At 67.3% G+C, this 23,302-nt stretch carries 19 protein-coding genes; 10 read left to right on the forward strand and 9 right to left on the reverse strand.

The genetic code is table 11. From position 1 onward, the window contains the following. Positions 1-32: 32 nt before the first annotated feature. Positions 33-575 (forward strand): hypothetical protein, encoded by a 543-nt coding sequence (locus tag H3005_RS12765; protein WP_100554248.1) that lies wholly within the window; start codon positions 33-35, stop codon positions 573-575. A gap of 397 nt (positions 576-972) precedes the next feature. On the opposite strand, the gene H3005_RS12770 is transcribed toward H3005_RS12765, so the two are convergent. The 6 genes from H3005_RS12770 to H3005_RS12795 form a co-directional block, all read right to left on the reverse strand. Beyond that, positions 973-1,371 carry a hypothetical protein gene (locus H3005_RS12770; protein WP_191078328.1) on the reverse strand — a complete coding sequence of 133 codons (399 nt, stop codon included), beginning with the start codon at positions 1,369-1,371 and terminating at the stop codon, positions 973-975. Positions 1,372-1,465: 94 nt separating this feature from the next. Then, on the reverse strand, positions 1,466-3,505 hold the full coding sequence (locus H3005_RS12775) for an FUSC family protein (protein WP_191078329.1): 2,040 nt from the start codon (positions 3,503-3,505) through the stop codon (positions 1,466-1,468). 3 nt (positions 3,506-3,508) lie between these two features. Further along, positions 3,509-4,969: an efflux transporter outer membrane subunit gene (locus H3005_RS12780; RefSeq protein WP_191078330.1), complete on the reverse strand. Its 1,461-nt coding sequence runs from the start codon at positions 4,967-4,969 to the stop codon at positions 3,509-3,511. Beyond that, a complete protein-coding gene (locus H3005_RS12785) occupies positions 4,966-5,883 on the reverse strand; it encodes an efflux RND transporter periplasmic adaptor subunit (protein WP_165781026.1) in 918 nt (305 codons plus the stop codon). Before H3005_RS12785 ends, H3005_RS12780 begins: the two co-directional genes overlap by 4 nt. After that, the gene (locus H3005_RS12790) at positions 5,880-6,089 is read right to left on the reverse strand and encodes a DUF1656 domain-containing protein (protein ID WP_025875651.1); all 210 of its coding nucleotides are present in this window, start codon (positions 6,087-6,089) and stop codon (positions 5,880-5,882) included. Before H3005_RS12790 ends, H3005_RS12785 begins: the two co-directional genes overlap by 4 nt. 108 nt (positions 6,090-6,197) lie before the next feature. Beyond that, positions 6,198-6,653 (reverse strand): MarR family transcriptional regulator, encoded by a 456-nt coding sequence (locus H3005_RS12795; protein ID WP_191078331.1) that lies wholly within the window; start codon positions 6,651-6,653, stop codon positions 6,198-6,200. A 593-nt stretch (positions 6,654-7,246) separates the two neighbouring features. Here H3005_RS12795 and folE point away from each other — a divergent pair. The 4 genes from folE (at position 7,247) to H3005_RS12815 (ending at position 13,522) form a co-directional block, all read left to right on the forward strand. Beyond that, positions 7,247-7,858, forward strand: coding sequence for a GTP cyclohydrolase I FolE (gene folE, locus H3005_RS12800; protein ID WP_089241981.1), 612 nt, complete (start codon positions 7,247-7,249; stop codon positions 7,856-7,858). A gap of 109 nt (positions 7,859-7,967) precedes the next feature. Then, a complete protein-coding gene (locus tag H3005_RS12805) occupies positions 7,968-9,437 on the forward strand; it encodes a DUF3375 domain-containing protein (RefSeq protein WP_099821647.1) in 1,470 nt (489 codons plus the stop codon). Next, complete coding sequence (locus tag H3005_RS12810; protein ID WP_191078332.1) at positions 9,424-10,125, forward strand: DUF4194 domain-containing protein; 702 nt, start codon at positions 9,424-9,426, stop codon at positions 10,123-10,125. The genes H3005_RS12805 and H3005_RS12810 overlap by 14 nt, the downstream gene beginning before the upstream one ends. A gap of 16 nt (positions 10,126-10,141) precedes the next feature. After that, positions 10,142-13,522 (forward strand): ATP-binding protein, encoded by a 3,381-nt coding sequence (locus tag H3005_RS12815; protein WP_191078333.1) that lies wholly within the window; start codon positions 10,142-10,144, stop codon positions 13,520-13,522. A 108-nt stretch (positions 13,523-13,630) separates the two neighbouring features. Here the strand turns inward: H3005_RS12815 and H3005_RS12820 are convergent, their stop codons facing one another. Beyond that, positions 13,631-14,410, reverse strand: a complete 780-nt coding sequence (locus H3005_RS12820; RefSeq protein ID WP_100554240.1) for a TSUP family transporter — start codon at positions 14,408-14,410, stop codon at positions 13,631-13,633. Between the two features lie 72 nt (positions 14,411-14,482). Between H3005_RS12820 and H3005_RS12825 the strand changes: the two genes are divergently transcribed. Then, a complete protein-coding gene (locus H3005_RS12825) occupies positions 14,483-14,875 on the forward strand; it encodes a YchJ family metal-binding protein (RefSeq protein WP_100461621.1) in 393 nt (130 codons plus the stop codon). Here H3005_RS12825 and H3005_RS12830 read toward each other — a convergent pair. Then, complete coding sequence (locus H3005_RS12830) at positions 14,857-16,158, reverse strand: GGDEF domain-containing protein (RefSeq protein WP_191078334.1); 1,302 nt, start codon at positions 16,156-16,158, stop codon at positions 14,857-14,859. The genes H3005_RS12825 and H3005_RS12830 overlap by 19 nt on opposite strands. A 143-nt stretch (positions 16,159-16,301) precedes the next feature. Between H3005_RS12830 and egtB the strand changes: the two genes are divergently transcribed. The 4 genes from egtB (at position 16,302) to H3005_RS12850 (ending at position 21,637) form a co-directional block, all read left to right on the forward strand. After that, positions 16,302-17,573, forward strand: a complete 1,272-nt coding sequence (gene egtB, locus H3005_RS12835; protein ID WP_191078335.1) for an ergothioneine biosynthesis protein EgtB — start codon at positions 16,302-16,304, stop codon at positions 17,571-17,573. Continuing rightward, positions 17,570-18,547, forward strand: a complete 978-nt coding sequence (egtD, locus tag H3005_RS12840) for an L-histidine N(alpha)-methyltransferase (protein WP_191078336.1) — start codon at positions 17,570-17,572, stop codon at positions 18,545-18,547. Before egtB ends, egtD begins: the two co-directional genes overlap by 4 nt. A gap of 197 nt (positions 18,548-18,744) precedes the next feature. Next, the gene (locus H3005_RS12845; protein WP_223880232.1) at positions 18,745-20,820 is read left to right on the forward strand and encodes a lytic murein transglycosylase; all 2,076 of its coding nucleotides are present in this window, start codon (positions 18,745-18,747) and stop codon (positions 20,818-20,820) included. Between the two features lie 31 nt (positions 20,821-20,851). Continuing rightward, positions 20,852-21,637, forward strand: a complete 786-nt coding sequence (locus H3005_RS12850; protein WP_100554237.1) for a GYF domain-containing protein — start codon at positions 20,852-20,854, stop codon at positions 21,635-21,637. A gap of 5 nt (positions 21,638-21,642) precedes the next feature. On the opposite strand, the gene H3005_RS12855 is transcribed toward H3005_RS12850, so the two are convergent. Then, positions 21,643-22,830 carry a benzoate/H(+) symporter BenE family transporter gene (locus tag H3005_RS12855; protein WP_191078337.1) on the reverse strand — a complete coding sequence of 396 codons (1,188 nt, stop codon included), beginning with the start codon at positions 22,828-22,830 and terminating at the stop codon, positions 21,643-21,645. Positions 22,831-23,302: the final 472 nt, after the last annotated feature.

Raw genomic sequence — 23,302 nt, forward strand, 5'->3', positions numbered from 1 at the left:
TGCGTTGCTACCCACGACACAGGAACCGGCACATGGCCCTAATCGCCTTGGATGATCCCCGCTGGGCCGAACTGCAGCACGCATATGGTGCTGCGGATGACATTCCGGAGCTGCTGGCCAATCTCAGTATCCCGAAAAACGAAAGATCCGAAGACGATCCGATCGAGGACACCTGGCACGAGCTGTGGAGCAGCCTGTGCCATCAAGGGGACGTCTACAGCGCTTCGTTTGCGGCTGTGCCGCATATCGTCAACGCATTGCCAATGGACGCTGACTCAAACGATTGGCAGTTCATTTCCCTCGCACAATCCATCGAAACGCTGCGATGCCACCAAGGCATGGAGCTTCCTGCTGGATTGGAGCCGGAGTATTCGCAGGCCATTCAGCGCATGGGGAAACATGCTGCAATGCTAGTCGCGACGCCGCAGGAAGCATGGAAAACTTCAGCATTCTTTGCAGCCATCGCTATCGCGCACGGCCACACCCCGATGGCCAGACTGCACACCGAGATCATGTCCGACGAGATGGACGAGGCAGTCAACATCTTCTTCGCAGAGGTAACACGGGACAAATAGCGCTTCCGCTGGTGAGCGGGAACACTGCCTCCATGATCCTTTCGCGTCAGTCGAGCATGGCTCGACTCTACAAAAGCGCGCTTCGATCATTTTGGCGTTCATCCACGCATGGCGTGGATCTACCGTGTCGACCAAGGTCGACACCCACCAACAGCAGGCCATGCAATTCCGACAGATCGCGGAAACCTGTCGAAGGCGGGGTGGGTCCGGTTGCGGGGGCGTGAGCGCCATGGATGGCGCGACCGAGCTTACATGGACGTACTTGCAGCGTCCCCCGCCACCGGACCCACCCCGCCATCCCCCAGCAGCCCAGCATTTGACCTTGACCTTGACGTTGACCTTGACGTTGACGTTGACGTTGATTCGGCAGGTGCAGGGCGCAGCCCTGCCGCCAGACCTACTCCGGCATCAACACCAGCCCATCCGGATACACGATCGCCGCTTCGTCAGCACTCACATCGAAGAACCCCACGCCGTGCTTCTCGGCCAGGTCCTGCACCAACCCATGCGCGCGCTCGGCCACCGAATACGCGAACGCGCCATAGATCACATCGCGGCCGACGCTGTACTCGGTCACTTCGGCGCGATCGTCATCGTCGTTGCTCAGCGGGCCGTTCAGCGGCGGAAAGACCGCGGCCATCTCCGCAAACCACGCCTGCAACGCCGGGCTGCTGACCGCCGGGTCGTCATACTCGTGGCGCTCGCCCCACTGCGCCTGCTTCTCGAACCAGGCGATGAAGGCCGCCGCGTCACGCGGGGCCACGCTGGCCTCGAACACCATCATGTCGTAACTCATTGCACCGTCCTGTTGCCGTCGCGAAAGGACGCCGGGCATGGCCCGGCGCTACCGGATGACGATGGTAGCGCCGGGCCATGCCCGGCGGAGCGCATCAGACGGACGGCGCTGCGGCGTCCGCCAACCCCAGCGCCAGCGCCTTCGCTTCCGGGAACAGCGCGAAGCGCAGACCGACCAGGCCCATCAGCGCCTCATCGCGGGCCTTGCACGCCGCCACGCTGCCGACCCGCCCCAAGGACGTGTCCAGCCGCTCGCGCAGCGCCTCGGCAGCGGCGATCGGCCTGCGCGCGGCGATCTGCCGGCGGTAATGCGCGGCGATCTCTTCGAGGATGTGCTCGACTGCCTCGCGGCTGCGCTCGGGCAGTTCCAGTCGTGCGCGGCGCAGCTGCAGGATGTTCAGACCGATGCGGGCTTCGTTGAGCATGTCCACCGAGGCGATGTCGCTGCCTTCCGGGGTCGCTGCCAGGCGCGGTGCCAGCAGGCCGAGCAGATCCAGCATGCGTGCGGCGAAGCGCTGGCGATCCTGCTGGCCGCGGCCCTCGGCCGCTTCAGCCAACGTGGTCCAGCCCTGCCGTACCAGCCGGCGCGCGGTCCATTCGGCACCCACCGAGCGGAACAACCGCGTCATCACCACGGCAAAACCAATGCCGATGAACATCGCGATCGACGAGTTGGCGAAGGTCTGGACGTTGGCACTGTAGGTGTTCTGCAGGCTCAGCAGTGCCGCAAGGTTGACCGTCAGCGGCAGCGCGAACAGCGCGCTCTTCGGGTGGTGCAGCAGCAGGCCCAACGGCAGGAACACCACCGCCAGCACCAGCGCCAGCAGCCCGAAGTCGTGCACGGCCGGGAACACGCCGAACAGGTACACGCCGGCCACCAATGACGCCACCATCGCCCACACCAGGAACGAGACCATGCTCGGCGCCGGGTCATCCTGGGCAGCAAAGAACGCGGCGGTCACCGCGGCCATCATCGCGCCGTTGCCACCGCCCTCCCAGCCCAGGCCGATCCACAGCACGCAGTAGCTCATCAGCGCCACGCCGGCACTGAGCGCGGAGAACAGCGCCATGCCGTAGTCGACGTGCTTGTCGGTGGCGGTGCGTTCGGTGCGGATGCGGTAGTGCGCACGGTCCAGTGGCGCGGTGCCCTGGTCGATCGCGTGCTGCAGGGTGCGGCAGTCCTGCCACAGGTCCACCAGCTCTTCCAGGCGCAGCAGCAGGCTGGCCAGCTGCAGGTGCTGCAGATCGCGATCCACCTGTGGCTTCAGCGCACTGATGCGTGCGCGCAGGCGTGCGTAATCGCTGGCACTGGACGGCGTGTCGATCCAGTCGTGGATGTCATCGACCAGCGTCGGCAGGCCCTCGGGCAGTGTCTGTCCATCGCTGCGCAGCGCGCTCAGGCGGTCGGCGATCGATGACAGCACCGGCAGCAGCAACAGCATGCGCTCGCGCAGGCGCTCCATCGACACCGCCGCACCGGCGTGGCGCGGGTCATCGCGGCGCAGGAATTCGATCAGTGCCTCGAACTGCACCAGGTCGGCCGCCAACCGGTTGCGCGGCGCATGCGCACGGCCGCGTTCGAGGATCTGCCGGCACCACTGCGCCGCGTCCTCCATCCAGTTGCCGATGCGCGCGCCCAGCATCGGCCGCACCGAGGCCGGGAACAGCAGCGAAGCAAACAGCACCGCCACTACCGTACCCAGAATGATCTCCTCGCTGCGCGCCACCACGGTGTCGAAGATGGTCTCCGGTGAGGTCACCGCCGGAAAGCCGATGAACGCGGTGGTGTAGCCGGCCAGCAGGAACGCGTAGCCGCGCGGGCCTCGGTTGAGCAGGGCCAGGAACAGGCAGCCTGCCAGCCAGATCGACATCGCCGCGCTCAGCACCAAGGGCGTTTCCACCAGTGCGGGCAGCATCAACAAGGTGGCCAGGCCGGCGGCCAGCGTGCCGAGGATGCGGTACACGCCCTTGGCCCGGGTCGGACCCAGCAGCGGCTGGCTGACGATGTACACCGTGCCCATCGCCCAGTACGGGCGCGACAGGTTGCCGGCCATGGCGATGTACAGCGCGACGATCGCTGCCAGGTAGGTCTTGATCGAGAACAGCCAGGCCTGGCGGTCGGTCAGCCCGTTCATCGCTTACCTCGCCGCCGTAGGCGCAGCCGTGGCAGCGGCACTGTCCTGCCAGCCACCGCCCAGTACCAGGAATAGATGGATCTGGTCGCGCGAGACCTGTGCTTCGGCCGCGGCCAGGGTGGCATCGCTGCTGGCCAGGCTGCGGTCGGCATCCAGGCTGGACAGGTACGGCGTGCGGCCGCCCTGGTACAGCCGGCGGTTCTGCTCTGCGGCCAGCGCGGCCTGCTCCTGCGCCACCTTCAACGACTGCAGGCGGCGCAGATCCTGCGCATAGCGGTCCAGCGCGGTCTGCGTTTCGCGCAGCGCCTGCAGCACGGCATGGTCGAACTCGGCCAGTGCTGCATCGGCGCCAGCCTCGGCGGCGTGGATGCGAGCATGCGTGCCCGAGGACGGCAGCGTCCACGAGATCAGCGGGCCGAACGACCACTGCTGGGTCATCGGCTGGCCGAAGTCTTCCAGCAGGCCGGCGGCGCCGACCGAGGCGCCCAGGCGGATGTCCGGGTACAGCTCGGCAGTGGCGACCCCAATCCGCGCGGTGGCCGAGGCCAGCTTGCGTTCGGCCTGGCGGATGTCGGGACGGCGCTGCAGCAGTGCGCGGCCATCACCGACCGGAAGCGGCTGAGCAAGGGTTGGTGCGTGCGCGCAGTCGATCACCCCGGCCGGCAGTTGGCCCGGGGTCTGCCCCAGCAGTGCCGCCAGCGAATAGGCGGCAGCCGAACGCTGCGCATGCAGCGGAGGCAATGCCGCTTCCAGCAGCGCGACCTGGGCATTGGCGCGGGCCAGCTCCGGCGGCGTGCCGCGGCCTGCGCTGATCAACCGCTGGGTGACCGAGCGGCTGCGCTGCTGCAGCTGCAGCGAGTGCTCGGCCACATGCAGCTCATGGTTGGCGTGGCAGATCTCCAGGTAGCTGTCGGCCACCTCGGCCACCACACTCACCTGGGCCAGGTCACGTGCGGCGGCCACCGACTGTTCGTCGGCGCGCGCCGCTTCGGCACCGCGCTTGAGCTTACCGAACAGGTCGAACTGGTAGCTGACCGCGAACTTGCCGTCGGCCAGGTTGATCACTGGCAGTTCGTGTTCCTGCAGGAACGATTCGGCCGACAACTGTGCGCGGCTGACCCCGGCCTCGGCCTCGTACTCGAAGCCACCGGCATCCATCGCCTGCTCGTACACGGCAGCGGCGCGGCGCAGGTGCGCATCGGCGGCCTTCAGTTCGACGTTGTCGCGCAGCGCCTGGGTAATCAGCCCATCCAGCACCGGGTCGTTGTACAGCGACCACCAGCGTGCCGGCAGCGCCTGGTTGGCGGCCACCTGCGGGTTCTGCGTGTCGATGAAGGCCGCATTGGCCTGCGGCCGCTTGAACGCCGAGCCCTCGGGCAGCGCGTAATCCGGGCCGACGGTCCTGCACGCGGCCAGGCTGGCCAGGGCGACGATCAGGCCAAGGCGGGGCAGGGCGGCGTTCACAGGCCCGCCTGTGTCGGCGCAGCGCCGGCCTTCTTGTTCTGCACGTGGCGGCCGGTGTCCACGGTCACCGTGGCGGTGCGCCCGGCGATCAGTTCCACGCCGGCAGGCACCTCGTCGATGGCGATGCGCACCGGAATGCGCTGCGCCAGCCGCACCCAGTCGAAGGCCGGGGTCACGTTCGGCAGCAGGGTGCTGCCGTTGCTGCGGTAGCGATCTTCGATGCCGGCGGCGATGCTTTCGACATGGCCGTGCAGGGGGGTGTCCTCGCCCATCAGGCGGATGTCCACACGCTGCCCCGGGGCCACGCCGCGCAGGCGGGTTTCCTCGAAGTAGCCATCAATGCGGAACGAACCGGTATCCAGCAGCGCCAGCACCGGCTTGCCGGCCACCACGTAATCGCCCACGCGCATGGTGCGGTCGTTGACCCGGCCATCAGCCGGCGCGCGCACTTCGGTGCGGGCCAGGTTGAGTTCGGCCAGGTCAACCGCGGCCTGCGCAGTGGCCAGTGCGGCCTGCGCAGCCTGCAGCTTGGCCCGGCGCACTTCGGCATCCTCGGCGGCGACCAGATCCTGCAGGCTGCGGTCGCGGCCGATCTCGCGGCGCAGCTGCGCGACCGATGCCTGCCGTTCGGCCAGGCTGGCGCGGCTCTGTTCCAGCGCGATGCGGTAGCGCGCCCGATCGATCACGAACAGCAGGTCGCCCTTCTTCACCGCCTGGTTGTCGGCCACCTGCACCGTTTCGACCAGGCCGGACACATCCGGCGCCACCTGCACCACATCGGCGCCGACGTGCGCATCGCGCGTCCACGGCTCATCCATGTAGTAGACCCACAGCTGGCGCAGCACCAGCAGGGCGACGATCACGGCTGCGCAGGTGAGCAGCACCGGCAGGGTCTTCTTCACGATCTTGTTCACGATTGCATCCAACGCAGGAGGTGGAACAGCAGGCCCAGCACGATCCCGTACAAGGCCAGGTTGAACAGCGCCGGGTGCCATACGTGGCGATAGGCGCCGGCACGCTGCAGCAGCGCGTGCAGGCCGCTGTTGACCAGATAGGCCAACACCATCAACCCGAGCAGGGTCGGGACGAACACTCCGTGGAGACTGAATTCACCGGGCATCGGTAGGGGCAGGGGCGGTATGGGGAAGGGGAGGCGGAACAGAACAACGGCAACGGGCAAAAGCCGCTGGCGCATGCACGGCAGCGGCGGTGTTCACGGACAGCGGGCTTACGTGATGCGGTCGGCAGCCTCGGCCAGCAGGCGCCACGCCTTCAATACGGCGTGCAGTTCATCCGTGGACAGTTCGCCGAACACGTCCTGGCGCAGGCCGATCAACTGATCTTCCAGTTCGCGCACCAACGCCTGACCATCCTCGGTCAGCCACAACAGGTTGGCGCGGCGGTCGCTGGCATCGCATTCGCGGCGGACCAGCCCACTGGCGCACAGCTTGTCCAGCAGGCGCACCAGCGACGGGCCTTCCATGCCCAGCTGCTGGGCCAGCGCAACCTGGCGGATGCCACCGCCGGAGCGGCCGATCATCAGCAGCGGCATGGTGCAGGCGGTGGAGATGCCGTAGCTGCCCAACCGGCTGTCGGCCAAGCGCTGCCACTGCCGCCCTGCGTACAGCAGGCCGGAGCTGAGCTGCATCTGCAGCACGGTGCGCTCGTCGAGGGGTCGGTCCATAAGTAATAGATAGGATACTACTAATTTCATTCCTATCAATAGCTTTTGCTGAATGGGTGGGGTGTAGTGAGGAAAGCGTTGCGCCTGCTGGGTGTCGGCTCGGGCGGCGGAGGGCCGGGCGGGGCAGGGCACGCCGCAAGTACGTCCCTGTAAGCTCGATCGGCGCATCCATGCGCCTCACGGCCCTGCCCCGCCCGGCCCTCCGCCGCCCACCCATCACCCCGCGAGCGCGGAGGGTTGGCTCTAAAGGCAGAAGCAGTGCGGACCAAGGTCCGCACCCACCAAAGCTGCAACCCGCGCAGTCTCCGCAGCCATGAACCCAGCTTTTGACCCCCGCTTTCGGGCGGTCCGGCCGCGCCCGCAGGAAACCGTCGGAGAGGCGGAGGGGCAGGCAGGGCAGGACCGTCCACGGCATGGATGCCGTGGCCGAGCCCCCATGGATGGGTTCACGGCGTGTCCTGCCCTGCCTGCCCTTCCGCCTCTCGCTCAGCAGCAACGAGGCGCTGCAATAGACCCCCGATGAACCGTCCCCAGAGGACGACCCACCCCCCGGTCGGGTACGATGCTCGCCCCCCGTTCGGGCGCTGTATGCAATGAGCAAGAACAACGAAAAGGCCGCCCCGCAGGGCGATGTGACCCAGGTCCAGGCCGAGGATGCCGTGCGCACCCTGCTGCGCTGGGCCGGTGAGGACCCCACCCGCGAAGGCCTGCTGGATACCCCGCGCCGCGTGGCTGAAGCCTATGGCGACTGGTTCAGCGGCTACCGCGACGACCCGCGCGCCTACATGGAGCGCACCTTCGAGGAAGTGGCCGGCTACGACGAACTGATCGTCCTGCGCGACATCGAATACGAAAGCCACTGCGAGCACCACATGGCGCCGATCATCGGCCGCGTGCACGTCGGCTACCTGCCGGCCGGCAAGGTGGTGGGCATCAGCAAGCTGGCCCGTGTGGTCGAAGCCTACGCCCGCCGCTTCCAGGTGCAGGAAAAGATGACCGCGCAGATCGCCCAGTGCATCCAGGATGTGCTGCAGCCGGTCGGTGTCGGCGTCGTCGTCGAAGGCGCCCATGAGTGCATGACCACCCGCGGCATCCACAAGCGTGGCGTCAGCATGGTCACCTCGAAGATGCTGGGCAGCTTCCGCGAAGACGCCCGCACCCGCGCCGAGTTCCTGCGCTTCATCGAAGTGGGCGGCAAGCGCTGAGCGCCGTCGCCTCCCGGTGGCGGCCCCGCGTGGCCGCCGCTTTCGCCGTGCCTGCGCCGCGCCTGCGCGCGCGCGCTGGCCGCCGCGCCCTTCGGACCGATCTCGCTGCATGAAGCACCGCGAACGCATCACCCGTTACCGCCACCTGCGCGAACAGCCGCAATGGAAGCTGCTCGCCGCCGACCACGCACCGGAAATCATCGGCCTGCTGCAGGGCCTGCTGATGGACGGCGATCGCACGTTGCCTGCATCGGTCCTCAACGAGCGCCTGCAGCGCGCGCTGGACCAGCTCAACGGTGACGAGCTGTCGCGCGAGCTGCCGCGGACCGCGCAGGCCTACGTTGCCCATTGGTTGGCGCAGGGCTGGCTGGAACGCCGGCTGCCCGAAGGCGCCGACCAGGAGCAGTACGAGCTCTCGACCCAGGCGCTGCAGGCGATCCGCTTCGCCGACAGCATGGAGCAGGCCCGCGTGGCCGCCACCGAGAGCCGTCTGGCACTGGTGATCGAACAGCTGTCGCAGCTGGCCGCGCAGACCGAGGCCGATCCGGACGCACGCCTGTCCGCACTGCGCGACGAGCGTGACCGCATCGATGCCGAGATCGCCCGTGTCGGCGCCGGCCGTGTGACCGCGCTGGACGGCAAGCGCGCGCTGGAACGTACGCGGCAGATCATCGGCCTGGCCGACGAACTGACCGAAGACTTCCGCCGCGTGCGCGACGACTTCGAACAGCTCAACCGTGATTTCCGCGAACGCATCATCGATGACGAAGGCGAGCGCGGCGACGTGCTGTCCAAGCTGTTCGAAGGCGTAGACGTGATCGGCGAGAGCGACGCGGGCCGTAGTTTCCAGGCCTTCTGGCGCCTGCTCAACGACGCCGAACAGAGCGCCCAGCTCGATGCTGCGCTGGAGACGTTGCTGGCCCGCGGCTTCGCCCGTCGGCTGGATCGCAACGAGCGCAATTTCCTGCGCGGCTTCACCAGCACCATGCTCGAGCGCGGTGGCCAGGTGCATGACGTGCTGCAGAACTTCGCGCGCAGCCTGCGCGGTTTCGTGCAGAGCCGTGGTTACCTGGAACAGCGCCGCCTCAACCAGCTGTTGAAGCAGGCGCAGTCCGAAGCGCTGGCATTGCGCGATGACTTCCCGGCGCAGCGCGCCATCGGCCGCGACCTGCAGCTGACCACCAGCCGCCTGCGTTCGTGGTCGCAGTGGAAGCTGCACGACCCGCGCAGCGCCCAGGTCGATGGCAATGTCGAGTACAACGATGCGGCCAGCATCAGCCTGGAAAGCGTGGGCGACCTGGTGGCGTCGTCGGAAATCGATTTCCGTACCCTGCGCCGCGACCTGCACGACCTGCTCGATGCGCAGCCGAAACTCAGCATCGCCCAGGCCCTGTCGCAACGCGAAGCGCCGCAGGGGCTGGGCAGTGTCATCGGTTACCTCTCGCTGGGCACGCGCTTTGGCAGCGTGATCGCCGGCGAGCAGGAGCTTGCCGAATGGCGTGGTGGCGACGGCCAGATCCGTCGCGCCCGCATCCCGCTGGTTTGGTTTACCCAGGAGAGACGCCATGAGCTGGCATGAAGACCCCATCGACGCACCGCATGCCGACCTGGCCGAAGACGCTTACGAGGCCGAGCCGGTGGCGACCGTGGCCCAGCCGCGGCGCGGCAACGACGTCTACTACATGGGCGATACCGGCCGCCTGCCGCTGGATGCGCGCCGCGCGCTGTGCCAGCTGCTGATCGGCCCCAGCATCGACCAGCTGCGCCACGCCAAGCTGTGGCCGGCACTGATCCGCAGCGAAGCCGGCATCCGTTCGGCGCTGTCGGACCTGTTCCTGGAACTGGTGCTCGACCGCGACAGTGGCGTGGCGTTCACCCGCCAGGCCGACACCGAGGACGTCGATGCGCCGGTACTGCTGCGCACCTCGCCGTTGACCTTCATTGATTCGGTGCTGTTGCTGTACCTGCGCCAGCAGCTGGGCGAAGCCGATGCACGCGGCAACCGCGCCGTGGTCGCCGACGCCGAAATGGCCGAAGCGCTGGCCATCTACGAGAAGAACCTGTCCACCGACCGCGCCGGCTTCAATCGGCGCGTCGCCTCGGCGGTGCAGAAGATGAAGGACAACCACATCCTGACCCGTCTCGGCGGCCAGGAAGACCGCCACGAAGTCTCGCCGGCGTTGAAGCTGCTGTTCTCCGCCGAAGACGTATCCCAGCTTTCGGCGGTCTACCGCCAGCTGCGTGAAACCCCGGCCGCTGAAGCCTGAGAGACCCGAGCACCGCATGGCCATTTCCAAGCACACTCCCGCCCTGTTCAACGACGGCCTGCCCGACCCGCGCCTGCAGCAGTTCCGCATGCGCCGCCTGCAGGTGCACAACTGGGGCACCTTCAACGGCCTGACCGAAGTGCCGATCGCCGAGCGGGGCTTCCTGTTTGTCGGCCGCTCCGGCTCGGGCAAGTCGACCCTGCTCGATGCCATGTCCGCACTGCTGACGCCACCGGCCATCGTCGACTTCAACGCCGCTGCGCGTGAAGCCGAACGCAGCGGCCGCGACCGCAACCTGGTGTCCTACGTGCGCGGCGCGTGGGCCGACCAGCAGGACAGTGGCACCGGTGAAATCGCCACCCAGTACCTGCGCAAGGGCGCAACCTGGACCGCGCTGGTGCTGGAGTACCGCGCCGGTGATGGCCGCGTGGTCAGCCTGGTACGCCTGCTGTGGATCGCTGGCAGCAGCACCTCCGCCGGTGACGTGCGCAAGCACTACATGATCGCCGAGCGCCCGTTCGACATCGCCAAGGACCTCGGCGGTTTCGACCTGGATCTGCGCAAGCTCAAGCAGAAGCTGGCCGACGTCCATCACTTCGACACGTTCTCCGGCTACGCCGAACGCTTCCGCCACCTGCTCGGTATCGACAACGAGATGGCGCTGCGGCTGCTGCACAAGACGCAGTCCGCGAAGAACCTGGGCGACCTGAACGTCTTCCTGCGCGACTTCATGCTCGACACGCCGAAGACCTTCGACGCTGCCGAACGACTGGTCAGCGATTTCGCCGAACTCGATGGCGCGCACCAGGCCGTGGTCACGGCGCGGCGTCAGGTAGAAACCCTGCAGCCGGCGCGCGAACATTACGGCGACCTGCAGGCGATGAGCCGCCGGCGTGGCGACGACGAAGCGCTCAAGCTCGGTATCGACAGCTTCCGCGAAAGCCGCCGCCAGTTGTTGATCGAAGCGCGCCTGCGCGAGATGGACACGCGCGATCGTGGCCTGCTGGGTGAAGAAGCGCAGCGCCGTGCGGCGCTGGACAACCACACCGAACGCCTGGCCGAGCTGGAACTGCAGCGCCGCCAGCAGGGCGGTGAGCGCATCGAGGAACTGGAACGCGAGCAGGGCCGCGCCGAAGCCGAACGCGACCGCCGCTTGGCCAAGCAGGCGCAGGCACACGACGCCGCACAGAAACTGCAGGCCGCGTTGCCCGACGACGCGCATGGCTTCGCCGAGCTGGTCGAGCAGGCGCAGTCCGAACTGGAAGACCGCCAGCGCGCTTCGAGCGCTCTGGACGACGCCATCAGCGAACGGCTGGGCGGCAAGCGCGACGACGAGCGGCGCTTCTCCGACGTGCGTGGCGAACTGGAGGCGATGCAGCGCACGCCCTCCAGCATTCCTGCGCCGATGCAGAAGCTGCGCGCGCGCCTGGCCGAAGAAACCGGTATCTCCGAAGCGGCCTTGCCGTTCGTCGGCGAACTGATCCAGGTCCGCTCGGAAGAGCAGAGCTGGCAGGGCGCGATCGAGCGTGTGCTCGGTGGCTTCGCGCAATCGCTGCTGGTCGACGACAAGCACTACAACGACGTCGCCGAATGGGTGAACCGCACCCACCTGGGCATGCGTTTCACTTACTACCGCGTGCGTCGCAATGATGATGCGTTCGCCCGCGAACCGTCCGCGAAGTCGCTGCTGCACAAGCTGGAACTGCGCGACCACGTGTTCGAAAGCTGGCTGCGCCGCGAGCTGGGCAAGCGCTTCGACTACGAATGCGTGGATGCCAAGCAGCTGCGCAACGTCGACCGCGGCATCACCCGCGAAGGCCAGGTCAAGCATCCGGGCGACCGCTTCGAGAAGGACGATCGCAGTGCGGTGAATGATCGCCGCCGCTGGCTGCTGGGTTTCAGCAACCGCGACAAGCTCGCCGTCTTCGAGAAGGAAGCCCAGGAGCTGGCCGCCCGTATCGCCAGTTGCGATACCGACATCGCGCGCCTGCGCAGCCAGCGTGACCGCGACAACGAACGTCGCCTGGCCTGCCACCAGCTGGTTGGTATCAGCTGGAATGAAATCGACGTCGCCGCGCCGCAGCAGCGCCTGGCCGACATCGAGGCCAGCCTGCATGCGCTGCGCGAAGGCAATGCCGACCTGGCCAGGATCGCCCAGCAGATCGACGCCACCCGCGCCGATATCGAGCAGGCCCGCCGCACTTACGAAGACACCCGCGTCGAGCGCGGCCAGCTGGTGCGCGAACGCGACCGCCTGGACCGGGCCCGCCAGCAGAGCCGTGCACTGGTATTGCCGGCACTGGCCGAAGACCAGGAAGCCGGCCTGGCCGAGCGCCTGCAGGAGCAGGGCCCGCTCAGCCTGGAAACGCTGGAAGCGCACATGCGCCAGGTCAGCAACGCGCTGAACGAACAGCTGTCGTCTTCGCAGCAGGACGTCAACCGCGTCGAGAACCTGCTGCTGGGCTGCTTCCGTCGCTTCATCCAGCAGTGGCCGGAAGAATCGGGCGACTTCACCGTGTCGGTGGCCTCGGCCGAGGATTTCCTCGCCCGCCTCGAACGTCTTGAACGCGATGGCCTGCCGCAGCACGAAGAACGCTTCTTCGACCTGCTGCAGAACCAGAGCAAGAACAACCTGCTGGCGCTGCAGCGGCACAGTGCCGAGGCCCGCAAGTCGATCGGCCAGCGCCTGGATGAAGTCAACGCCAGCCTCGAGCAGGTGCCCTTCAACCGCGGCACCCTGCTGACCATCGAGCTGAACGACCGGCGCCTGCCGGAAGTGCAGGAGTTCCACCTGCAGCTGCGCGAGGTGTTGTCGCAGCAGCAGACCGAGCAGCGCGACGTCGCCGAAACGCAGTTCACCGTCCTGCGCCAGCTGGTCAACCGGCTGGGCTCGCAGGAAGGCGAAGACAAGCGTTGGCGCGAGATTGTGCTCGACGTGCGCCTGCACGTGGAGTTCATCGGCGTGGAACTGGATGTGGAAACGCGCCAGCAGGTCGAGATCTACCGCAGTGGTGCCGGCAAGTCCGGCGGTCAGCGGCAGAAGCTGGCCACCACCTGCCTGGCGGCGGCGCTGCGCTACCAGCTCGGCGGTGCCGACAGCCAGCTGCCCAGCTATGCCGCGGTCGTGCTCGACGAAGCCTTCGACAAGGCCGACAACGAGTTCACCGCGCTGGCGATGAACATCTTCGACAACTTCGGTTTCCAGATGGTGGTCGCCACCCCGCTGAAATCGGTGATGACGCTGGAGCCGTTCATCGGTGGCGCCTGCTTCGTCGAGATCAGCGGCCGCCACGATTCGGGCGTGCTGCTCATCGAGTACGACGAAGAAGGCAAGCGCCTGAAGCTGCCGGAGCGCAGCCGCCAGCAGGCCGACGAACCGGAAGAAGCCGAAGCCTGATCGCCTCGGCCGGCAATCCCCTGTAGAGCCGAGCCATGCTCGGCTGCCCTTCGCGGCCGGAAACAGCGTGCCAACCAAGGTTGGCACCTACCAGGTCATGACGCTCATTCACGAACTGCGGAACGTATCCCACGCCATCCGTGCGATCAGCACCACCACCAACCCCACGAACAGCTTGCGGATGAACGGCGTGCCGCCCTTCAGCGCCAACCGCGTGCCCACCACCGAACCGATGATGTTGGCCGCCGCCATCGGCAGCGCGAACAGCCACAGGATGTTGCCGGTCGGCACGAAGAACGAGATCGCCGCCACGTTGGTCGCCAGGTTCACCACCTTCGACGCTGCCGACGCACGCAGGAAGTCCAGTCCGAAGAAGCGCACGAACAGGAAGATCAGGAAGCTGCCGGTGCCGGGCCCGAAGAAGCCATCGTAGAAACCGATTGCCGCACCGATCGCCAGCGCGATCATCAACTCGTTGCGGCCGATCTCGCGGGGCCGGTGCAGTGCGCCGAAGTCTTTCTTCCACAACGTGTAGGCAAGCATCGCCACCAGCAGCACCAGCACCAGTGGCCGCACCGCATCCTTGGGCAACAGGCTGACCGCCGTAGCGCCAAGGAAGGAGAACACGAAGGCCGTACCCGCAGCGAACAGCACCGGCTTCCACGGGAAGCGCACGTTGCGTGCATAGCGCCATGCCGCCGCGCCGGTGCCGAACATCGAGCTGAACTTGTTGGTGCCGAACAGCATCGCCGGCGTCTGCTGCGGCAGCACCGTGAACAGGCCCGGCAGCTGCACCAGTCCGCCACCACCCACGGCTGCATCAACCAGGCCGGCAATGAAGGCGATCGCCACCAGCCACCACAACTCAGGAGGAATCATTTCCAGCACGGCGATCGATCGAAGTGAGGGCGCGACAGCATACGCCTGTCACATTGCCCCCGCCCACGCGACAATACCCGCATGAGCCGAACCGCCCCCGATCCCTGTCCCTGTGGCCTGGCCGCCGACTACGCCGCCTGCTGCGGTCGCTTCCATGCCGGCGACGCCGCGCCCGATGCCGAGCGTCTGATGCGCTCGCGTTACAGCGCCTATGTGCGCCATCTGCCGGACTACCTGCGTGCCACCTGGCATCCGGACACCCGCCCCGCAGAACTGTCGCTCGATGATGCCCCCGGCCAGCGCACCCAGTGGCTGGGCCTGACCGTGCAGGATCACCAGGTTACCGGCACCGACAGTGCCGAGGTCCGCTTCACCGCTCGCTACCGCGTCGGTGGCGGCAGCGCGGTGAAAATGACCGAGCACAGCCGCTTCCTGCGGATCGAAGGTCGCTGGTACTACCTCGACGCCGTCTGAGCGTGGCTGCCGCGCACGGCCAGCACGCGCTGGCCACCATGCGCGCACACGCGGTTGCGGCCTTCCTCCTTGGCCGCATACAGCGCCTGGTCGGCCGCTTTGACCACCCCGGCGGGACGCGGATCGACCCGGCTGTCGGCCAGGCCGATGCTGACGGTCACCTGCACCACCGCACCGCCACCACCGCGCCCGCGCTGCTGTTGGCCGAGCGTATCGTCACGGCTGCGGGTAGTGCGGTCGCGCAGCTGCATCCGGCTCTGCTCGATGCCCTGCCGCAGCGCCTCCACCGCGTCCACGCAGGCCGATGCCGGGCGGTCGAGGAAAACCACGGCGAATTCTTCGCCGCCGTAACGGAACGCGCGGCCGCCGTCGCCCACCCGCGACAACCGGGAGGCCACCAGTTTCAGCACGTCCTCGCCGGTGTCGTGGCCGTGGGTGTCGTTGAACTTCTTGAAATGATCCACGTCGATCATCGCGATGCTGTAGGTGCCGGTGGCGCGCTTGAGCGTCTCGTTGAACGCACGGCGGCCTGGCAGGCCGGTCAGCTCGTCGCCGAATGCCATGTGGAAAGACTCCTGCAGGGTCGCGGCCAGCATCAGCAGCAGCGCCGCCACGCTCAGCGCCGGCAGCAGCACCGGCTGCAGGAAGATCCGCGGCAGCATCCACCACAGGCACAGCAGGGCCAGCAGCATCGCCGTATGCAGCGGCCGCGGCTGGCGCCACGCCTGCCATCCCAGCGCAGCGGTGGCCAGCAGGAACAGCATGGCAGGCAGCTGCGCCAACGCGTTCCAGTCGCTCGGTATCCAGGGGAAGTGCCGGTTCGACAGCAGGTCGTGCATGCCTTGTGGCTGCTGTGCGGCCAACAGGATGAAAACCGCCACGGCAACACCGCTGATCGTGGCCCTCAGCAGCAGGTCCTGGCGGCGGCGCCCGCGTTCGGGCCACAACGCATGGATGGCGAACAACAACGGCAGCCAGGTCGAGATCGCATGGAAGCGCAGTGGGGTCAGCGCCGTTACCCGCCCATCGCGCAGGTAGTGCCCCAGATCCTGGTGCAGCACCGCGAAGGCCAGCGCCACCAACAGCAACAGGCACAACGTGCGCACCTGGTTGTACATCAGCGCCAGTCCTGCACCCAGGCAGGCCAGCAACCACGGCAGGATGCGCTGCCCGGCGCGGCCGACATCATCGCTTTCCAGGCTCACCCACAGCACCAGTGCGACCAGCACGGCGGGCAGCACGAACAGATAGTGCACAGGCTGTCGGAGCGGATGATGGGCCACACGGAATTCCAGCGCGGTCACGACGCGGCCGCAGCACTGCCGTTAGCGGCGCAGCAGTGCCCTTCTTGAATGCGCGCCTGATGTGAACACCATGGCACCGGGCCATGACATCGCGCTCACCGGCCGCCGTCGAAGCTGGTTGCATGGACAGCGTACCCGCCGCCGTCGCTGCCCCGCAGCATGACCTCGCCCGCCACTTCACCCACGTGCGGGGGCGCAGCATGCAGCTGGCCGCACCGCTCAGCCCCGAAGATGCCCTGCTGCAGAGCATGGCCGATGCCAGCCCGGCCAAATGGCATCTGGCCCATACAACCTGGTTCTTCGAACGCTTCGTCCTCGCCAGCCGGCCCGGCTACACACCCTGGGATCCGGCCTGGGACTATCTGTTCAACAGTTACTACAAGAGCCTCGGCCCCGCCCACGCACGGCCACAGCGCGGTCTGCTGTCGCGGCCCTCGCTGCAGCAGGTCCACGCTTACCGCCGGCACGTGGATGAACAGGTGCTGGCACAACTGCGCGACGGCGACCTGGGCAGCGACGCCCTGCAGCATCTGCAGCTGGGGCTGCACCACGAACAGCAGCACCAGGAGCTGCTGCTCACCGACATCAAGCACGCCTTCTGGTGCAATCCGCTGCAGCCGCCGTATCGCGATGACCTGCCCATTGCCGTAAGTGGCCACAGCGCACAGGGCTGGGTCGAACAGGGCGAACGCATCGTCAGTATCGGTGCATCCGCCTGGCCGCAGCACGCAGCATTCGCTTATGACAATGAGTCACCCGTGCATCGCGTGCTGCTGCCCGCGCATGCACTCGCCGAACGTCCGCTCAGCAACGCCGAATACCGCGCCTTCATCGACGCGGGTGGCTACCGCGATCCACGTTGGTGGCTGAGCGAGGGGTGGGCGCTGCGTGAGGCCGAACAGTGGCAGCATCCGCTGTACTGGGATGACGACCTGCTGCGCGAGTTCACCCTGGGAGGCTGGCGCCAGCTCGATCCGCACGCACCGGTCTGTCATCTCAGCTACTACGAAGCCGATGCCTGCGCGCGTTGGGCCGGTGCCCGCCTGCCCACCGAATTCGAATGGGAAGCGGCTGCCGCCACGCAGCCGGTCGAAGGCCACTTCGCCGATGACGACCAGCTGCATCCGCATGCAGGGCAGGGCAGGGGCATCCGCCAGCTGTTCGGCGATGTCTGGGAATGGACCAGCAGCGCCTATGGTGCTTATCCCGGCTTCCGTCCGTTCGCCGGCAACCTCGGCGAATACAACGGCAAATTCATGTGCGGCCAATGGGTGCTGCGCGGTGGCAGCTGTGCCACCCCGCGCGGCCATGTGCGGGCCAGCTACCGCAACTTCTTCATGCCACCGGCGCGTTGGCAGTTCTCAGGCATGCGCCTGGCAAGGGATCTTTCATGAGCACCGTCCAGGACGCGCTGCAGGCGCTGACCGACCTTACCCCCGGCCGCCAGCAGATCCTTGCCGACGCCGTGGCGGGGTTGTCGCACGCCTCACGCCAGTTGCCTTCCAAGTATTTCTACGACGCGCGCGGCTCGCGCTTGTTCGAGCAGATCACCCACACCCGCGAGTACTACCCCACACGCACCGAGCTGGCCCTGCTGGATCGGGTACTGCCGCAGATCGCGCAGGCGGTGGGGCCGCGCGTACATGTGGTGGAACTGGGTAGTGGCAGCGGCCGCAAGACCGCCCGCCTGCTGGCCGCTCTGCAGGATCCGGTGGCCTATACCCCCATCGAGATCTCGCGCGCGGCGCTGTTGTCCAGCATCGACCACCTGGCACCGGCGCTGCCGGACGTGGAAATGCTGCCGGTGTGTGCCGACTTCACCCGGCCGGTGCAGGTTCCCGTGCCGGACCGGCCTGCCGCGCGCCGGCTGCTGTTCTTCCCGGGCTCCACGCTGGGCAACTTCGCTGATGAGGACGCGATCGCGCTGCTGCGCGCGATGCGGCAGACGATGGGCAAGGACGGCCTGGCGCTGGTCGGTATCGACCTGCACAAGGACCCGGCACTGATCGAGGCCGCCTACAACGATGCCGACGGCATCACCGCCGCCTTCACCCTGAACCTGCTGGCGCGCCTCAACCGCGAGGTCGGCAGCGATTTCGATCTCGACGGCTTCCGTCACCAGGCCCGTTACAGCACTGCGCGCCTGCGCATCGAAACCGACCTGGTCAGCCAGCGCGAGCAGGACGTCCATCTCGATGGCCGCACCTTCCATTTCAGCGCGGGCGAACCGATCCGCGTGGAGTACAGCCACAAGTACACCGACGCCAGCTTCGGCCATCTGCTGCAGCAGGCAGGGCTGGAGGTGGTGGCGCACTGGAACGCTGACAATCCTGCGTACGGCCTGCGTCTGCTGCGCCCCGCACCATAGCCACCGGTAGTGCCGGCCGCTGGCCGGCAGCAACGACCAACCTGGCCGCCCCTCCGCGTTACCATGGCTCCAGCACCGGCAACACGGAGTACGCCATGCCCATTCTGACCACGCTCGGCCTCGCCGCCGCGCTTGCCGTGCCAGCGGCGGCCCCGCCGACAGCCGCGGCAACCGCTGATCCCGCGTTCGCCCGCTGCATGGCGGGACTGCAGACGACTGCCGCCAGCCAGGGCATTGCCGCTGACCGTTTCACGGCCATCACCGCCGGACTGCAGCCGGATCCCACCGTGCTGCCGCTGCTCGACGCGCAGCCGGAGTTCACCACGCCTATATGGGACTACCTGGCCGCGCTGGTCGATCGCCAGCGCGTGGACGACGGCCGCGCCATGCTGCAGCAGCACCGCGATCTGCTTCAGCGCGTATCGGCGCAGTACGGCGTCGATCCAGTCACCATCGTCGCCGTATGGGGTGTGGAGAGCGACTACGGGCGCGTGTTCGGCAAGCGTCCGCTGCTACAGTCGCTGGCCACGCTGTCCTGTGCCGGCCGACGGCAACCTTTCTTCCGCGGCGAACTGCTGGCGCTGGTCAAGCTCATCGACAAGGGTGACCTGCAGGCACAGGGCCTGACCGGTTCCTGGGCCGGTGCCTTCGGCCACACCCAGTTCATGCCCAGCACCTACGCACGCATTGCCGTTGATGGTGACGGCGATGGCCGCCGCGATCTGGTCGGCAGCATTCCCGATGCATTGGCTTCCACCGCCAACTATCTGAAGCGTGCCGGCTGGCGAACCGGCGAACCCTGGGGCATGGAAGTCCGCGTCCCCACCGGCTTCAACGCCGGCCAGGCCGGCCGCACCCAGCGCCGGGCACTGGCCGACTGGCGCGCATTGGGCGTGACCGGCCTGGACGGCAGCGCGCTGGCGCCGGCCGGCCTGCCCGCCGATGCACGCGCCGCGCTGCTGCTGCCGGCCGGCAACAAGGGCCCGGCGCTGCTGGTGTTCCGCAACTACGACGCGATCTACAGCTACAACGCGGCCGAGAGCTATGCCTTGGCCATCGCCACCCTGGCCGATCGCCTGCGCGGGGGTAATGGACTGGTGACGGCCTGGCCCACCGATGATCCCGGTCTTGGCCGCGACGAGCGCCGCCAGCTGCAGACCCTGCTGCTGGCGCGCGGCCATGACATCGGCGCCGCCGATGGCATGATCGGTACCGCCAGTCGTCGCGCCATCCAGGTCGAGCAGCGCCGGCTCGGTTGGGCCGACGCCGATGGTCGCGCTGGCCAGCGCATTCTGCGCGCGCTGCAGAGCGGACCGCAGGCGAAGGTTCCGGCCACACCCACCCGCTTCAGCCTTCCCACCAACTACAGTGCCGTGCAGTCGCCGGCCATCCGGAGTCGATCCAGCGTGCAACAGATCCAAGGTGTCAGCAGTGGCCAGTTCCAGGGACTCGATGCCTGGCTGGTGGAAACCCCGCAGGCAACCGCCGCGATCAGCGTGTTCGGCGGTCAACTGCTCTCGTTCGTGCCCAAGGGCCAACCCGATGTGATGTGGCTCTCGCCCAAGCGCGCGGCACTGCCCACGCCCATCCGTGGCGGCAGCCCGGTGTGCTGGCCGTACTTCGGCCGCCAGGGGCAGGGCGACGACGTGCCGGCCCATGGCTTCGTGCGCACCTTGCCCTGGGAACTGCAGCAGGCGCGCCGCCTCGACGATGGCAGCATCGAACTGACCCTGGCCCCGCCTGCGTTGGACAATCTCGGCCTGCGTCTGACCATGACCGTCCGTGTCGGCCGTGAACTGCGCCAGCAGCTGGTTACCGAGAACACCGGCAAGGCCCCGGCCACCATCACCCAGGCGCTGCACAACTACTTCCGTGTCGGTGACGCCAGCAAGGTGGACGTCGACGGCGTCGATGGCCTCGACTACCTCGACAAGTTCGAGAACTACGCCCAGTCTCGCCGCCAGCAGGGCCCCTGGTCGCTGCGTGATCCGCGTGATCCGGGCCGCAGCGACCGCATCTATACCCAGGCCGGCGGGCACTATGTGCTGCGCGACCCGGTGCTCAAGCGCCGCATCGACATCCGCACCGAAGGCAGCCGCTCGCTGGTGGCATGGAACCCTGGCGCCGACGCTGCCACGAAGATGGCCGATGTCGGCGACGGTTGGCGCGACTACGTCTGCCTGGAAGCCGCCAACGCCGGGCCCGATGTGATCACCATCGCTCCCGGCGGTCGCCACACGCTGGTGCAGACGCTGTCCAGCGCATCCCTGTAAACCGCGCAACGCCCACACAGGACGATTTTCAATGCAGGAAGCACAGTGGTACTACGCCCGCAACGGCAAGAGTGAAGGGCCAGTGGACCTGGCTGGCCTGCAGAGGTTGCAGCAGGACGGCGTCATCACCGGCCACACCCTGCTCTGGTGCGAGGGCATGGCTGGCTGGCAGCCGCTGCAGTCGCTGCAGTCGACTGCAGCGCCAGCGTCGGCTGCCGACGGCGTCGCCGATGGCCCGGCAGCACCGCCTGCCAGTGAGATCGCCGTCGCCGCAGCGTCCAGCCATGACCCATACCGCGCACCGACCGCAGCGGCAACGTCCGATGTCATTCCACTGGGCGCCGGACTGACCGGCCAGTTGGGTCTGTATGCAGCCATTGTCGGCGGCAACTTCCCGATCTATCGCAAGCGTTGGCGCCTGGACCAGGGCACCGCGAACGCGGCGGGCACCTGGCACTGGCCGGGGTTCCTGTTTGGCGTGATCTGGATGATGTACCGGAAGATGTACCGCATGGCCGCCATCTGGGTCGGCGTGCTGGTGGCATCCAGCGCGATCGAGGCCTTCATCGAAGTGCCGGATGCCCTGTCGCTGGTGATCAACCTGGGCCTGAGCGTTACCGTGGGTGTCTTCGCCAACAGCTGGTACCTGCAGCATTGCCAGCGGGAGATCGCACGCGCCCAGTCGCTCAGTACGGACAACGAGGCTGCGGTGCGCAGCACGCTGGCAGCACGTGGCGATACCAGCGTGATTGGTGCTGTGATCGCCATCGCCGTGTCCGTCACCCTGGGCATCGTCGGGGCCGTGTTGGCCGGCTGATCCCTTCAGCTGGCCTGCCGCGGCCGCAGCACCCACAGGCAGAGCGTCCCGGCGACCAGGCCCCAGAACGCAGAACCAATACCGGCCAGTGTCATCCCCGAGGCGGTCACCAGGAAGGTGACCAGCGCGGCCTCGCGGTCGCGCTCCACTGCCAATGCACTGGCCAGGCTGTTGCCGATGGTGCCGAACAGGGCGATACCGGCCACGCAGGCCACCAGTTCCTTTGGGAAGGCAGCGAACAGGGCCGCTACGGTGGCCCCGAACAGGCCGATGACGATATAGAAGGCGCCGGCCGCCATCGCCGCCGTGTAGCGCCGTGCCGGATCCTCGTGGGCATCACGGCCCATGCAGATCGCCGCGGTGATGGCTGCCAGGTTCAGTGCGTAGGCGCCGAAGGGTGCCAGCAGCGTGTTGACCACGCCGATCCAGCCGATCACCGGCGACACCGGTGCGTCATAGCCGGAGGCGCGCATCACCGCCACACCGGGAATGTTCTGCGAGGCCATGGTGACCACGAACAGGGGTAGGGCGATACCGACCATCGCCGTCCACGACAGCGAAGGAGTGACCCATTGCGGTACGGCCAGCTGCAGGTGCACCTGTTGTGCATGCAGCAGACCCTGGCTGGCGGCGATGGCGATGCCGACCAGCAGAGTGGCGATCACCGCATAACGGGGGAACAGGCGGCGGCCCAGCAGCCAGGTAGCGAACATGGCCAACGCCAGCACGCGCTGGGTGTTCATTGCCACGAACACGTCCAGGCCGAAGCGCAGCAGCACACCGGCCAGCATGCCCGCGGCCAAGGCCATGGGCACGCGCTTCATCAGCCGGGCGAACACCCCGGAGAAGCCCGCGAGCATGCCCAGCACCGCCGCCAGCAGGAACGCACCGGTGGCTTCAGACAGAGACGCGCCACCGGCACCGACGACCAGCATCGCCGCACCCGGCGTCGACCATGCGGTGACCACCGGGACGCGGTAGCGCAGCGACAGGCCGATGCAGGTCACGCCCATGCCCAGCCCCAGGGCCCACATCCACGAGGCGATGTGGGCCTGGTCGGCGCCCACGGCCTGCGCGGCCTGGAACACGATCACCGCTGAGCTGGCGAAGCCGACCAGCACGGTGATGAAACCGGCGACGATCGCCGGCATCGAAAGATCGCGCCACCATCCCTGTCGTTTCTGCGTGTCCATGCTCTTCTCTTCGCTATGCATCGGTGTATTGATAGCGCCTGCGGCGTTGCCCGCGCAACGCGCGGGCAACGCCGCGGCGATGTATCAGCAGCGGCCATGCACGGTGCAGGCGCTGTTCTGTCATCTTCCTGAAAAAAAGAGTTGACGAATTCTGCAGGATCTCTAGAATTCGCTCCCTTGCTGCAGCGCGGCGACTTCTTCGGAAGCCACCAACGCGAACAGCGACGCTACCACCGCCGGACGAGATGATCGAACGAAGGTGTTGACGGACTCGAAAAGTCCGGCATAATAGGCGGCTCGCAACGACGAAAGGCCCTCGGGTCCAACGACGAAGCAGCATCGGCAACAACGTCCACTTCGGTGAGACGGCCTTGAAAAAAGGTGTTGACGAAGCGGAAAAGCCGGCTATAATGGGCGGCTCGCTACGAAGGAAACTTCGCAGCACACGGAAATGGCGCTGAGGCCACTTCCC

This window comes from Stenotrophomonas sp. Br8 (genome assembly GCF_014763005.1).
In the GTDB taxonomy this organism is placed as follows: Bacteria; Pseudomonadota; Gammaproteobacteria; order Xanthomonadales; family Xanthomonadaceae; genus Stenotrophomonas; species Stenotrophomonas lactitubi.

Excerpts from the sequence above, each read along its gene's own strand:
- H3005_RS12765 (WP_100554248.1), top strand. The coding sequence starts at position 33 with ATGGCCCTAATCGCCTTGGATGATCCCCGCTGGGCCGAACTGCAGCAC.
- H3005_RS12770 (WP_191078328.1), bottom strand. The coding sequence starts at position 1,371 with ATGAGTTACGACATGATGGTGTTCGAGGCCAGCGTGGCCCCGCGTGAC.
- H3005_RS12775 (WP_191078329.1), bottom strand. The coding sequence starts at position 3,505 with ATGAACGGGCTGACCGACCGCCAGGCCTGGCTGTTCTCGATCAAGACC.
- H3005_RS12790 (WP_025875651.1), bottom strand. The coding sequence starts at position 6,089 with ATGCCCGGTGAATTCAGTCTCCACGGAGTGTTCGTCCCGACCCTGCTC.
- H3005_RS12795 (WP_191078331.1), bottom strand. The coding sequence starts at position 6,653 with ATGGACCGACCCCTCGACGAGCGCACCGTGCTGCAGATGCAGCTCAGC.
- folE (WP_089241981.1), top strand. The coding sequence starts at position 7,247 with ATGAGCAAGAACAACGAAAAGGCCGCCCCGCAGGGCGATGTGACCCAG.
- H3005_RS12805 (WP_099821647.1), top strand. The coding sequence starts at position 7,968 with ATGAAGCACCGCGAACGCATCACCCGTTACCGCCACCTGCGCGAACAG.
- H3005_RS12810 (WP_191078332.1), top strand. The coding sequence starts at position 9,424 with ATGAGCTGGCATGAAGACCCCATCGACGCACCGCATGCCGACCTGGCC.
- H3005_RS12815 (WP_191078333.1), top strand. The coding sequence starts at position 10,142 with ATGGCCATTTCCAAGCACACTCCCGCCCTGTTCAACGACGGCCTGCCC.
- H3005_RS12825 (WP_100461621.1), top strand. The coding sequence starts at position 14,483 with ATGAGCCGAACCGCCCCCGATCCCTGTCCCTGTGGCCTGGCCGCCGAC.
- egtB (WP_191078335.1), top strand. The coding sequence starts at position 16,302 with ATGGACAGCGTACCCGCCGCCGTCGCTGCCCCGCAGCATGACCTCGCC.
- egtD (WP_191078336.1), top strand. The coding sequence starts at position 17,570 with ATGAGCACCGTCCAGGACGCGCTGCAGGCGCTGACCGACCTTACCCCC.
- H3005_RS12845 (WP_223880232.1), top strand. The coding sequence starts at position 18,745 with ATGGCGGGACTGCAGACGACTGCCGCCAGCCAGGGCATTGCCGCTGAC.
- H3005_RS12850 (WP_100554237.1), top strand. The coding sequence starts at position 20,852 with ATGCAGGAAGCACAGTGGTACTACGCCCGCAACGGCAAGAGTGAAGGG.
- H3005_RS12855 (WP_191078337.1), bottom strand. The coding sequence starts at position 22,830 with ATGGACACGCAGAAACGACAGGGATGGTGGCGCGATCTTTCGATGCCG.